At 59.2% G+C, this 13306-nt stretch carries 13 protein-coding genes; 10 read left to right on the top strand and 3 right to left on the bottom strand.

Translation table 11 applies throughout. The annotated features are described in order from the left end of the window. Positions 1-143: 143 nt before the first annotated feature. A complete protein-coding gene (locus MYY08_RS01865) occupies positions 144-626 on the top strand; it encodes an Hcp family type VI secretion system effector (RefSeq protein WP_038624848.1) in 483 nt (160 codons plus the stop codon). Positions 627-919: 293 nt separating this feature from the next. Further along, the gene (ampH, locus tag MYY08_RS01860) at positions 920-2116 is read left to right on the top strand and encodes a D-alanyl-D-alanine-carboxypeptidase/endopeptidase AmpH (RefSeq protein WP_038624846.1); all 1197 of its coding nucleotides are present in this window, start codon (positions 920-922) and stop codon (positions 2114-2116) included. 1 nt (position 2117) lies between these two features. Here the strand turns inward: ampH and MYY08_RS01855 are convergent, their stop codons facing one another. Next, positions 2118-3197 carry a DUF1176 domain-containing protein gene (locus tag MYY08_RS01855; protein ID WP_288012749.1) on the bottom strand — a complete coding sequence of 360 codons (1080 nt, stop codon included), beginning with the start codon at positions 3195-3197 and terminating at the stop codon, positions 2118-2120. A gap of 469 nt (positions 3198-3666) precedes the next feature. On the opposite strand from MYY08_RS01855, the gene MYY08_RS01850 reads away from it, so the two are divergent. The 8 genes from MYY08_RS01850 to MYY08_RS01815 are packed head-to-tail and all read left to right on the top strand — an operon-like array spanning position 3667 to position 11619. Continuing rightward, positions 3667-4497 carry a DeoR/GlpR family DNA-binding transcription regulator gene (locus MYY08_RS01850; protein WP_104951559.1) on the top strand — a complete coding sequence of 277 codons (831 nt, stop codon included), beginning with the start codon at positions 3667-3669 and terminating at the stop codon, positions 4495-4497. 20 nt (positions 4498-4517) lie between these two features. Continuing rightward, entirely contained in the window at positions 4518-5501 is a 984-nt protein-coding gene (locus MYY08_RS01845; RefSeq protein ID WP_038624840.1) for a substrate-binding domain-containing protein, read from the top strand. A gap of 2 nt (positions 5502-5503) precedes the next feature. Continuing rightward, a complete protein-coding gene (locus MYY08_RS01840; protein WP_104951560.1) occupies positions 5504-7009 on the top strand; it encodes a sugar ABC transporter ATP-binding protein in 1506 nt (501 codons plus the stop codon). Then, the gene (locus MYY08_RS01835; protein ID WP_038624836.1) at positions 7002-7991 is read left to right on the top strand and encodes an ABC transporter permease; all 990 of its coding nucleotides are present in this window, start codon (positions 7002-7004) and stop codon (positions 7989-7991) included. Before MYY08_RS01840 ends, MYY08_RS01835 begins: the two co-directional genes overlap by 8 nt. A gap of 19 nt (positions 7992-8010) precedes the next feature. After that, entirely contained in the window at positions 8011-9060 is a 1050-nt protein-coding gene (locus tag MYY08_RS01830) for an ABC transporter permease (protein ID WP_084970271.1), read from the top strand. Continuing rightward, on the top strand, positions 9060-9752 hold the full coding sequence (gene alsE, locus MYY08_RS01825) for a D-allulose 6-phosphate 3-epimerase (RefSeq protein WP_038624832.1): 693 nt from the start codon (positions 9060-9062) through the stop codon (positions 9750-9752). The genes MYY08_RS01830 and alsE overlap by 1 nt, the downstream gene beginning before the upstream one ends. Next, complete coding sequence (gene alsK, locus MYY08_RS01820) at positions 9749-10645, top strand: allose kinase (RefSeq protein WP_038624830.1); 897 nt, start codon at positions 9749-9751, stop codon at positions 10643-10645. The genes alsE and alsK overlap by 4 nt, the downstream gene beginning before the upstream one ends. Beyond that, positions 10642-11619, top strand: coding sequence for a ribokinase (locus MYY08_RS01815; protein ID WP_038624828.1), 978 nt, complete (start codon positions 10642-10644; stop codon positions 11617-11619). The genes alsK and MYY08_RS01815 overlap by 4 nt, the downstream gene beginning before the upstream one ends. A 159-nt stretch (positions 11620-11778) precedes the next feature. On the opposite strand, the gene nudK is transcribed toward MYY08_RS01815, so the two are convergent. Both nudK and narI read right to left on the bottom strand, forming a co-directional pair. Further along, positions 11779-12357: a GDP-mannose pyrophosphatase NudK gene (gene nudK / locus MYY08_RS01810; protein ID WP_038624826.1), complete on the bottom strand. Its 579-nt coding sequence runs from the start codon at positions 12355-12357 to the stop codon at positions 11779-11781. A 270-nt stretch (positions 12358-12627) separates the two neighbouring features. Further along, a complete protein-coding gene (gene narI, locus MYY08_RS01805; RefSeq protein ID WP_038624824.1) occupies positions 12628-13305 on the bottom strand; it encodes a respiratory nitrate reductase subunit gamma in 678 nt (225 codons plus the stop codon). Between the last annotated feature and the right edge of the window lies 1 nt (position 13306).

The raw sequence follows: 13306 nt of genomic DNA, 5'->3' as shown, positions 1-13306 counted from the left end.
CGTCCGCTCATTATCAGACGTTATCCTGATGGACATATCGAGTATGAAACGGAAAGCATTCTGCGGCGCTTCTATTAAAACCGCAGCGATACCCATCAAGCCTCAGGGCTAATTATTTTTTACTATCAACACAGGAGCCAGGGATGAGCATTGACCTTTTTTTAAAAATTGACGGCATTCAGGGGGAATCGAAGGATGCAAACCATAAGGGCTGGATTACCCTGTCCAGTTTTAACTGGGGTGCCAGCCAGCCGGGCAATATGCAAACGGGCGGCGGCGGCGGCGCAGGCCGGGTCACCTGGCGCGATCTCACGGTTAACGCGCCCGTCGATCGGGCAACGCCTGCGGTAACACGTTATCTTGCCGCCGGCAGGCATATCACTAAAGTTGAGCTTTCCGCCTGCAAGGCAGGCGATCCGCAAATGGAATATATGCGCATCACGCTTGAAGAAGTGCTGTTAACGAACATCAGCTACAGCGGCTCCACGGGCGGAGAGCAAATCAATATGGCTTACCATTTCCAGGCAGCCAGAGTACGTCAGCAGTACTGGGAGCAAACGGAAAGAGGCGGCAAAGGCGCCGAAACAGCATCGGGCTGGAACCTCAAAGAAAATAAAGAGCTGTAACCTTCATTTCCCTGCCGCGTACAGGCTGCGCGGCTTGTTTGATAAAACAGGCGGCTTCCCGTCCGCTCTCAGCCGCTCTTCCAGCTTCATCAGCGGCCTTATCCCATCCATTTAATGAATTGCGGCCTGCGGTAACACAGCGTTTGACAAAGTGGAGCCCTGCGCAAACCGAATCGCCGGCCATCAGGCGCTGAAGTTAAGCGGCAAAAAATAGTGTTGTTCCCCCCTTTCCGTCGGCGGGAAAGCGATTACTATAATTTACCTTTCGCTTAACCTGATGGATATTGTCTCCGTTGAAAACTCGTTTTTATCTGCTGGCCGCTCTCTTCGCTACGCTGCCGCTACGTAGCCAGGCCGCGACGACCCCGTCGCCCGATCCTCTGTTGGCTTCACAAATCGTGGATCGCTATGCCGAACATATCTTTTACGGCAGCGCCGCTACCGGTATGGCGCTGGTAGCGATAGACGGCAACCAGCGCGTTTTCGCCAGCTTCGGCGAAACCCGTCCCGGCAATCAGACACGCCCGCAGAAAGATTCCCTGATTCGCATCGCCTCGCTCAGTAAACTGATGACCAGCGAAGTGATGCTGAAAATGGCCGAACAGGGGCGCATTCAGCTGGAAGATCCGCTGGCGAAATACGCGCCGCCGGGCATGCGCGTGCCCGATTATGCCGGTCAACCGATGCGCCTGATCCATCTTTCGACCCATACCAGCGGCCTGCCGCGCGAACAGCCCGGCGGTAAAGCGGGCCGTCCGGTTTTCGTCTGGCCGACTAAAAGCGATCGCTGGAGCTGGCTGCAACAGGCGCGGCTGACGACGCCGCCCGGCGTACGCGCCGCCTACTCGAACCTGGCTTATGATTTGCTGGCGGACGCGTTGTCACGCGCGGCGGGCACGCCTTATCCCGCGCTGTTTCGTCAGCTGATTACGCGTCCGCTGGGGATGAAAGACACCACTTTCACCCCTTCGCCGGAGCAGTGCGGACGGCTAATGGTGCCGGCGCGCGGCGCCAGCCCTTGCAGCAATACGCTGGCCGCCATCGGCAGCGGCGGCGTCTATTCAACGCCGGAAGATATGGGCCGCTGGATGCAGCAGTTCCTGAATTCGGACATTAACGTGCGCACGCCGCAGATCGATCGTCTGCAAACGCTGATCTATCAGCGTAGCCAGCTGACGAAGGTGGAAGGCATGGATGTGCCCGGCAAGGCGGAAGCGCTGGGTATGGGCTGGGTCTATATCGCGCCGGCCGACGGTCATCCGGGCATTATTCAGAAAACCGGCGGCGGCGGCGGCTTTATCACCTATATGGCGATGGTGCCGCAGCATAACGTCGGCGTGTTCGTGGTGGTGACGCGTACCAATCTGACGCGCTTCCGCGCCATGAGCGACGGGGTTAACGATCTGCTGAGCGAGCTGGTCGGCAACAAAACGGGATCGCCGATGATGGTGCAGGCGATTGGTCAGGGCGGCGAGTCCGCTTCCCGCTAATTCACCCCTCCTGCGGCGCAGGGGGCGGCGTCGGGCGCTGGCTGACCCACAGCGTCGGCCAGTCGTCGCTGCCGTGCCAGGCGTCGCAGGTACTCTCTTCCGCATACTCCGCCAGAACGAACTCCTGCCCGTTAAACTGCCAGCGCGTGGCGTTGCCGCAGTCGCCTAATCCACGGCCTTTCGCAAAGGTGTAGAGCTGTCCGGTGGCGACGTCATAGTCGGCGTTGATAATTTCCATCTGTTTTTCGCTGCGCGTCGGCGGGACGAACGGCAGCGTCAGCGTCAGGCCGCGCGCCAGGTAAGGCTGTGTGCGCGTCACTTCAAAAGCAAGATCGATCATGTTGTAGGCGCCCATTTCGCAGCTGACCAACAGCAATGCTTTGCTGTCGGTCAACGGCGCCACGCTCACTTCGCGACGCATCGGGTCGAGCGAACACTCATCGGCGTTGACGCGCCAGGTGCCGAAATCGATCAGTCCGGTCGTTTCTTCGCGCGTCAGCGCGGCGGGAGGCCGCTCTGGCGTGCGTAACATGGGCGGCGCAGGCTCCGGCGGCACATCCGTGGCGGGGCGATTGCCGCGCTTAATCCAGGCGCTCAGGCTACCGACGCGTCCCTGAATATCATCCATTAACAGCAGCGCCGCTTTTAATCCATGCAGCGAAATGGTTGCCTGCGGCCGCCATGTCACCTGAATATTATCGGCGTTCATGATCTGCCCCAGAAACTCGTCGATGGCGATGGCGTGCGCCGTCGCCAGATGGTGCAGTTCGACCGTCCAGTGTTTAAAATCGGGCCTGAGACGCTGCTGATCGAGCAATAAATTATCCTGTAACGCCGCGCCCTTCAGCTCGCCCGTATAACGGTTGCCGTAGTCGATGCGCAACAACGGACGATCGTTGACGCCGGCATGGCGGGAAAGGGTCATCACCAGGCCATTATCGCCGGGAATATTACGCGCCACACAATAATTAAGGTTATTACAGGTGATCTGCCAGTCGGTAAATGTTTTCTGCAACGGCGCCGCCTGCGCGCTGGCAATAAAAAGAAAAGGCAACAACAGCGATTTCATCCAGTAAGGCATTTAATGACCCGATCCCTAAATTAATTCATTGATGATAGCGCAACGACGACGGTTCAACATGCCTTTCTCCCGCCGCGCGGGAAAACAGGCCGGAAGCGCCTTTGAACAAACCAGGGTTTAACGTAACGGCATGATTCATCATCCTTTGCCCTCCGCGCGAGCTCAATCAGATTTCTCGGACTCTGCGGCGGCGTCACAAACGGTCAAATACGCATAAACGGGCATAACCGGTCATATTATTTTTCCTGCCAAAAAGATTTCGCTGTGGCATTAATAGAAGCTCAACGGCAAAACAGGAGGGATATTTGTGACAAAAGTCACACTTAAATGAAATAAGAAGCTTCTTTTGCATAATTAGCAGGAAGCCGCTCACTTATTTACCCGTCGCGTTTTTCTCGCCCCTGGAGTTTTGTCCAGGGCACATTTTGCGATCCCGCTATCCATTACTTTTATTGCACCGGAGGAAATCATGTTGCCTGTTGAACGTCAGCGAAAAATCATTGAGGAATTAAATCTAAATGGTCGGGTGCTGGTCGCCGAACTGGTTAAATTATGTCGCGTCTCGCAGGAAACGATTCGCCGCGACCTGAGTCAGCTGGAAAGAAGCGGTATTTTACAGCGTAGCCACGGCGGCGCGGTAATTAATCGACGACGCCAGGGAAATAATAACCATAGCCGTAATTTGCATAATGAAAACGAGGCGACTTTCCGCCAACGCATGAATGAAAACGAACAGCCCAAAATGCAGATCGCTAAGCGCGCCCTTGATTTTATTTCGGTCGGCGACTGCCTGCTGCTCGACAGCAGCACCACCTGCTGGTTTCTGGCGCGGCAGCTGCCCGATATTGAGCTGACCGTATTAACCAATTCCCTGCGCACGATTCAGGCGCTGGCGGTAAAAAGCCATATTCGCACCATTTGTCTTGGTGGCGAATATTCCGACCGCTACGAAGATTTTCATGGCGTGGTGGCGGAATTACCGTTAAAGGAATTTTTGATCAATAAAATCTTTTTTTCCTGTAGCGGGATGGGCGGCGACGGTTATTTACGCGAAGGCAACGAAAATGGCGCGCATTTAAAACAGCAGATGCTGCTGGCCGCCGAAAGAAAATATCTGCTGATGGACGCCAGCAAATTTTCCCGGCCCTCTTTCGCCCGAATTTGCCATTACCGCGATGTGGATTTTCTGATTACCGACAGCCTGAAAGATAAAGCTTTACAGCAGGAACTGGCGTGGAACGGCGTGAACGTTATCGATTGTTCACAGCGTTCGCAGTCCGTACAGCTGATTAATTACTGACGCAACCCGACGGAGATACGATGAAAAAAAACCTTACCCTCTGTGCCCTGCTCGCGCTGTTCGCTGCCTCTCCGGCTTTCGCCGCCGAAAAACTGCGTATGGGCATCGTGGTGAAAATCGGCGGCATTCCCTGGTTCAACGCAATGGAGGCAGGCATTAAAAGCGAGGCGGCGAAACGCGGCATCGACGCCTGGCAGGTTGGCCCCACCGCCGCCGATCCAGCGCTGCAGGTGCGCGCCATCGAAGATCTGATTGCGCAAAAGGTCGATATCATCGGCGTGGTGCCCAACGATCCGCAGGTGCTGGAGCCGGTGCTGAAGCGCGCCCACGACGCCGGCATCAAAATCATCACCCATGAGTCGCCCGGTCAAAAATATGCCGACTGGGATTTCGAACTGATCGACGCCGATACCCACGGCATCAACCATATGAAGGCGCTGGCGCAGTGCATGCATGAAGAGGGCAAGTACGCCATGTACGTCGGCAGCCTGACGGTGCCGCTGCATCAGCAGTGGACCGACGCAGCGCTGAAATATCAGCAGCAGCATTATCCCAAAATGCAGCTGGTGACGGATAAATTCGGCGTCGGCGAATCGCTGGATGACTCCATCCGCACCACCAACGAGCTGATGTCCAAGTATCCCGATCTGAAAGGCATTATGGCGTTCGGATCGCAGGGGCCGATCGGTGCGGGCCGCGCGGTGCTGAACCGCAATAAAACCAAACAGATCTGCGTAATCGGCGCGTTCAGTCCGGGCCAGGGCGCTTCGCTGGTGAAGCGTGACGCCATTAAAGGCGGCTTTATCTGGAACCCGATGACCGCTGGTGAAGTCTTCGTGCGCATCGCCGACATGATGCAGAAAAAAGAGCCGATTACCGACGGCATGACCATCGAAGGCCTGGGCAGCGTCAAGGTAGACGCCGCCAACCATACGCTGCTCGGCAACAATAGCGAAAGTCTGGATAAAGCCAACCTGCCGAAGCTGGTCAAAATGGGGCTGTAACCATGAAACAGAGCGAGCCACGGGCGCTGATCGCGCTGGAAAATCTGTCGAAAACCTTTGGCGGCAATCGCGCCCTGAAAGCCGTATCGCTCACGCTGATGGCGGGAGAAGTTCACTGCCTGGCCGGCACCAACGGCTGCGGCAAAAGCACGCTGATTAAAATTATCTCCGGCGTTTACGCGCCGGATAACGGCGCGCAAATCCGGCTGGAAGATGGCGACAGCCTGCCGCGCCTGACGCCGAAGCAGGCGCGCGATTTCGGCATTCAGGTGATCTACCAGGACCTGTCGCTGTTTCCCAACCTGAGCGTGGCGGAGAACATCGCCTTCGAGCATAACCTCAACGGACTGTTTGGCTGGTACAGCGCGCGTCACCTGCGCGCCAGCGCCGAGCGCATCGTCAATGAACTGGGCTTTACGCTCAGGCTGGATGAGAAGGTCGCGGCGCTCTCCATCGCTCAGCGTCAGCAGGTAGCGATCTGCCGCGCGCTGGTCGCGGAGGCGAAGCTGGTGATCATGGATGAGCCGACCGCATCGCTGACGCGCACCGAGGTCAACCAGCTGCTGCGCACCGTGCGCTACCTGAAAGAGAAAGGGATCTGCGTGGTGTTCGTCAGTCACCGGCTGGATGAGGTGCTGGAAATTTCCGATCGCGTAACGGTGATCCGCGACGGCAGCTGCATCGGATGCTGGCCCGCCGCGGAGATGAGCAGCCAGCGGCTGACGGAGCTGATGACTGGTCTGAAGCTCGACTATCAGCTCAAGGCGCCGACGGCGCGCCACCAGCGCACGCTGCTGGAAGTAGAGAAGCTGTCGCGTGCCGGTCAGTACCGCGATATCAGCTTTTGCCTGCATGAGGGCGAAGTGCTGGGGCTGTGCGGGCTGCTGGGATCGGGACGCACCGAACTGGCGCTGTCGCTGTTCGGCATGACGCGGCCCGACAGCGGCAAGATCTGGCTCGACAGCAAGCCGGTGCGTTTCCGCAGCCATGAGGATGCCATCAAAGCGGGCATCGGCTACGTCTCGGAGGATCGCCTGACGCTGGGGCTGGTGCAGCAGCAGTCGGTGGCGGACAACATGGTGCTGTCGATTCTCGACCGGCTGCAAAACCGCTTCCATCTGATCGACGAGTACCGCAAAAACAAGCTGATTCTGCAATGGATCCAGCAGCTCGGCGTGCGCGTCGCCGATCCCGATCAGGCGATCTCCACGCTGTCGGGCGGTAATCAGCAGAAAATCGTGCTGGCGAAATGGGTGCTGACGCAGCCGCGTATTCTGATCCTCGATTCGCCTACCGTCGGCGTCGACGTCGGGGCGAAAGCGAGCATTTATCAGCTGATCCATCAGCTGGCGCAGGAGGGGCTCGCCATCATCCTGATATCCGACGAAGTGCCGGAGGTCTGGTACAACTGCGACCGCATCCTTCATTTTCGCGACGGCGCCATCCACGACGAGTATCTGCCGGGCAACGTGGCGCAACAGCAGCTGCAGGAGGTGATCAATGCCTGATTTATCCTTTTTAAAACCGCAAAGCAGTCAGGGCTGGCTCGCCTGGGTGCTGCTGGCCTTTACGATCTTTTTCTCGCTGGCCAGCGATCAGTTCCTCAGCGTGCAGAACCTGCTCGATCTGGCGGAAAGCTACGCCGTGACCGGCATTTTCGCGCTGGGTCTGTTTGTGGTGCTGGTGACCGGCGGCATCGATATCTCTTTCGCCGCCGTCGCCTCGGTGGTGCAGTACCTGATCGCCAGCCTGTTTATCCATTATCAGTTCGACAATGCGCTGCTGAGTATTCTGCTGGCGCTGCTGTGCGGCACGCTGTTCGGCGTGATTAACGCGCTGCTGATCACCTCGCTGCGCGTGGTCTCGATCATTATCACCATCAGCATGCAGTCGCTGCTGTTCGGCCTGCTGATCTGGCTGACGGATGGCCGCAGCCTGTATGAGCTGCCGGAGTGGTGGACGACGCTGCGCGAGGTGCTGCCCTTCACCCTTAACGGCCAGCATTATCAGATCGGTTTGCCGCTGGTGATGATGCTGATTATCGCCGCGATCGGCTGGCTGCTGCTGAATAAAACCCATCTGGGCCGCCAGCTCTACGCCGTGGGCGGCGATGCCGAATCGGCGCGGCGCGTCGGCATCCGTGTCACGCTGGTTACATTGTTCGCCTACGGCTGGCTGGGGGCGATGGCGGCGATCGGCGGCCTGTTGCAAGTCTACCGCATGGGCGAAGTGGTGCCCAACGCGCTGGTCGGCGGCGAGCTGGACGTTCTGGCCGCGACGGTGTTGGGCGGCGCCAGCCTGATGGGCGGCAAAGGCACGGTCACCGGCACCTTAATGGGCGTTTTTCTTATCGCCATTCTGAAGAACGGCCTCAACCTGATCGGCGTCTCCAACTACTTCATGAACATCGTGGTGGGCGGCGTCATCATGATCGCCATCGCCGTCACCCATTACAAAAAACGCAAAGAGACCGATGTCAGCTTTGTCTGATCGGGCGGGAGAACAGACCATGAAACCACGCCATACCTGGCTGCCCGACGGCACCAACAGCGGGCTGCTGCTGCTTATCGCTTTGTCGCTGGCGCTGTTCGCCGTGCTGCTGCCGGGACGCTTCTTTACCGGCGCCACCTTTATGAGCATGGCTTTTCAGCTGCCGGAGCTCGGCCTGCTGACGCTGGGGATGTTTATCGCCATCCTCAGCGGCGGCCTGAATTTGGCGATTATCGCCACCGCCAATCTCACCAGCCTGTTTATCGCCTGGACGCTGCTTCATTTCCTGCCGGTCGGCGCCGGAACGGCGATGCAGCTGCTGTGGATGGCGCTGGCCCTGCTGGGCGCGCTGCTGATCGCCACGCTGATCGGGGTCATTACCGGCCTGATGGTGACACGCATCGGGGCCCACCCAATTCTGGTGACGCTCGCCACCATGATTACGCTGAACGGCGTCGGCATCTGGCTGACCAAAGGCGCGGCAGTCAGCGGCATGCCGGAGGTGGTGCGCGCGCTGGGCGCCGACACCCTGTTCGGCGCGCCGCTGCCGCTGTGGCTGTTTATCACCGCCGCCGCGCTGCTGGCGCTGTTTCTCGGCAAAACCCGCACCGGCAAATGTATCTACATGGGCGGCAGTAATATCAACGCCACCTGGTTTAGCGGCGTCAATACGCACCGCATGCTGATTGTGGTCTATGTCATCTCCAGCTGGCTCTGCGTGCTCGCCGGGCTGGTGATGATGGCGCGCTTCAATTCCGCGCGCATGGGCTACGGCGACGCCTATCTGCTGCTGACGGTGCTGGCGATCATTCTCGGCGGCGCCGATCCCAACGGCGGCTTCGGCCGCGTCACCGGCGTGGTGCTGGCGCTGCTGGCGCTGCAGATCCTCTCTACCGGCTTCAGCCTGTTAAATATCAGTCAGCACTTCAGTCTCGCCATGTGGGGCGTGGTGTTGATTCTGGTGCTGGCCATCAAACGCGCAAAAGGCCGCTTACAGCATTTTCTGGCGCTGCGCCGCCGCCAGCCGCGCGCCTCTTTGCCCCACTTAACTGAAAAAAAGGAAGTGTAATGCGTATCCAGATCTCCCCTTCGCTGATGTGTATGAACCTGATGGAAATTAAGCAGCAGCTGTCGGTGCTTAATTCGCGGGCGGACTTTCTTCACGTGGACATCATGGATGGCCACTATGTGAAAAACATTACGCTGTCGCCCTTTTTTATCGAACAGATACGCCCGCACACGCCGGTGGCGATCGACGTGCATCTGATGGTGGAAAATCCCACCGACTTTATTCCGGCGGTAGCGCAGGCGGGCGCCGATTTTATCTGCCCGCATGCGGAGACCATCAACCGCGACGCCTTCCGGGTGATCAACCAGATCCGCGCGCTGGGTAAAAAGCCGGGCGTGGTGCTGAACCCGGCGACGCCGGTCTCCTGGATCCATCACTATATTCACCTGCTCGATAAGATCACGGTGATGACGGTCGATCCGGGCTACGCCGGTCAGCCTTTTATCCCGGAGATGGTCAGCAAGATTGCGGAGCTGAAGGCGCTGAAGGCGCAGCACGGCTATCGCTACCTGATAGAAATCGACGGCTCCTGCAATCAGAAAACCTACGCGACGCTGCTGGAGGCGGGCGCGGAGGTGCTGATTGTCGGCACCTCCGGCCTGTTCAACCTGCATGACAATCTGGAAACCGCCTGGGAGACGATGATGGGCAACATTACTCAGGCGCAGGGCCTGCTGCGGGAGTCGGCATGACAGAGCGATGGCTTGGCATCGATATTGGCGGCACCAGCACCCGCCTGCTGCTGATGGATGCGCGGCATGAATGGTCCGATTTTCGCAAAGTGCCGACCGCCAGCTGGGCGCAGACGCCGCAGGCGCTGGAGGCGCTCGCCGCGCTGATCGACGCCACGCTGGAGCGGCAGCCGGTCAGCGGCGTGATGCTGGGGCTGCCGGGAATTTTGAGCCGCGACCGCCAGCAGGTGATCTCCCTGCCCTTTATCCAGGCGCTGGATAACCAGCCGGTCGCCGCGCTGCTGACACAGCGGCTGGGCGTGCCGGTGGCGATGGATAAGGATGTCAATCATCTGCTGTTGTGGGATTTAATGCAGCTGGAGACGCTGCCCGACAGCGCCGTCGGGCTCTATCTCGGCACCGGCATGGGCAACAGCCTGTGGCTGAATGGTCGCTTCTATCACGGCGAACACGGCGGCGCAGGCGAAATCGGCCACATTCCCTGGCGCGACAACCTGCTGCCCTGCCCGTGCGGCAACCGGGGCTGCGTCGAGACGCTGACCTCCGGCAGCTGGCTGGCGCGCTGGGCGGCGGAGAATCAGCCTGCAACGCCGCTGGCGCAACTGTTTACCCGTCACGGCGACGCTCCCGCGCTTCAGGATTTTATTCAGCGTCTGGGGCAAACCATCGCCGGTGAAATGAACATTCTCGATCCCGCTTATCTGATCCTCGGCGGTGGCGTGCTGGGGATGGCGGACTTTCCGCTTGTGGCGCTGCGCGAAACGATTTTCAGCCATCTGCGTCCGCCGGTGACCCGACAGGGGCTACAGCTGATATTCAGCAGCGTAACCGATCAAACCGGCTGCCGCGGCGCCTGCCTGGCCGCCGAGCGCCACTTCAGGAGGCCCGCATGAAAGGCAAAGTGTGTGTTTTCGGCTCGTTCAATCTCGATATTGTCGCGGGTATGGCCCGCTTTCCGCTGCCGGGCGAATCGCTGATCGCGCGTCACAGTATGATGGGGCCGGGCGGCAAAGGGGCGAATCAGGCCACCGCAGCGCTGCGCGCTGGCGCGCGCGTTCACTATATTGGCAAGGTCGGCCAGGACGATTTCGGCCAGTTCGCCCGACGCCACCTGGAAAAAACAGGCTTCGACGCCATTACGCTGTTTACCTGTAAAGAGAAGCCCACCGGCAACGCGCTGATCTACGTGGCGGGCGACGACGCGGAGAATATGATTTCGGTGTATCCCGGCGCCAATCTTACCGTCACCGCGGCGGAGGTGGCGCGCTGCCAGCCGACCGTCGCTGCCGCCAATATTTTGCTGATGCAGCTGGAAAATAACCTGAGCGCTATTCAGCGAATGGTGGACATCGCGCGCGCGGCGGGCACCTTTGTGATTCTTAATCCGGCGCCCTGGCAAAAGGTGAGCGACGCGCTGCTGCGCAAGGTCGATCTGCTGACGCCTAACAGCACCGAAGCGACGCTGCTGAGCGGCGTTGACGTCAGCGATATTGACGATGCGATGCGCGCGGCGACGGCGCTGCATCGCAAAGGGGTGCGGCAGTTGATTATTACTCTGGGCATGCAGGGCGCGCTGCTTTCTGACGGCGAGGCGATGTACCGCATTCCGCTGTTTCCGGCGCAGCCTGCCGACAGCACCGGCGCGGGCGATGCCTTTAACGGCGCGCTCGCCGCGCGGCTGGCGGCGGGCGAACCGTTGAAACAGGCGGCGCTGTTCGCTTCCGCCTATGCTTCGCTCTGCGTAGAACGTCCCGGCGCGGCGAATTCCATGCCGCTCTACGCCGATGCGCTGGCGCGGCTGCACGCTTATCCGGCATTGCAGGTCGAGGCGCTAGCCCAGCCGGATACTATCGTGGCCGCCAGCTAAGCGGTAAGAGAGGCGGACGCGCCTGGGCGCCGCCGGAACATGGCGCATAAATGCGGCGCAGCCAGCGATGTCGGCGGTTAAAACGCTGGCGACAAAACGTCCTTCAGCATCGGCGTCACCGAAGCGGACCGCATGCGCCGTCCGCTCAAGGCTGACGCCTCAGGCGCGCAGCCAGCCTGCGACCAGCGCGTGCTGTAACAGCATAATGGTTTTGCCGTCGCGGATTTCACCGCTTTTCACCATCGCCAGCGCCTGCGGGAAAGGCATTTCCAGCACCTCAATCGACTCATCTTCCACGCCGCCGCCTGCGTTGGCGCGCAGCGACTCATCATATTCAGCGGCGAAAAAGTGCAGCAGCTCGGTTACGCCGCCGGGCGACATATAGGCCTCAAACAGCTTCTCCACCTTGCCGACGGCGTAGCCGGTCTCCTCAATCGCCTCTTTGCGAATGCACTCTTCCGGCGAATCGTTATCCAGCAGCCCGGCGCAGGTTTCGATCAGCATGCCGTCCTCATTGCCGTTGACCCAGGTAGCCATACGAAACTGACGGATCAGCACCACGCTGTTCTTCTGGCGATTATAAAGCAGAATCGTGGCGCCGTTGCCGCGGTCGTACACCTCTCGCTTATGGCGCAGCGTTTCGCCGCTGCGGGTAGTGAGTTCGTAGGTATAGTTGCGCAGCACAAACCAGTTTTCCGACAGCAGCTTTTCTTTGATCAGTTTGATTGGGGCGGCCATAGCGACTCCGTATATTGAACAGGCGTCAGCGATGATAAAACCGCCCGCGCGGAAAAACTATCCGAATTCCCGCCGCCGAATGCAGGAATTTAGCTGACGGGAGAGGGTTAATGAACCGGAAAAGTTTTCAGCGCCAGTGCAATGGCGAACGACGAACGGCAGGACCGGTTCCTGACGAGCAAAGTCGGTTGGGTTGAACGGGAAGAGAGATGAGAGGGCTTACGGGGGCAAAATAAATGCCGCAGACCCGAAGGTCTGCGGCAAGCGCTGTCAGCGGCGATTACGCACCAGCTGATAGCGACGGGTCAGGTATTCCACCGGCGCGCTCCAGATATGCACCAGTCGGCAGAACGGGAACAGCAGGAACAGCGTCATGCCCAGCACCATGTGGATTTTATAAATCAGCGCCACGCCTTCCAGATGCGCCGCCGCGCCGGACTGGAAGGTGACCACCGCCTGCGCCCAGCCCACCAGCTTCATCATTTCGCTGCCGTCCATATGGTGAGCAGAGAAAGGAATGGTCAGCAGGCCCAACGTCGCCTGAATCACCAGCAGCGTCAGGATCAGGATATCCCCGGTGCTGCTGGTGGCGCGCACGCGCGGATTCAGGAGACGGCGCTTCAACAGCAGCGCGCCGCCGATCAACGTCAGCGCGCCGCAGATGCCGCCCGCCACCATCGCCAGCTGCTGTTTCACAGCAATCGGCAGGAAGGATTCATACATCCAGTGCGGCGTCAGCATCCCGACCAGATGGCCGAAGAAGATGCCGATGATGCCGATATGGAACAGGTTCGACGCCAGGCGCATCCCCTTTTTATCCAGCATCTGACTGGACCCGGCGCGCCAGCTGTACTGCCCATAGTCATAACGCAGCCAGCTGCCGACCAGAAATACCGTACCGGCCAGATAAGGATAGATATTAAAGAAAAACAGATTCAAGAAGTGCATG

Source organism: Mixta sp. (assembly GCF_024610815.1).
Classification (GTDB): domain Bacteria; phylum Pseudomonadota; class Gammaproteobacteria; order Enterobacterales; family Enterobacteriaceae; genus Mixta; species Mixta calida.
This window is presented reverse-complemented; position numbering and strand designations above follow the sequence as displayed.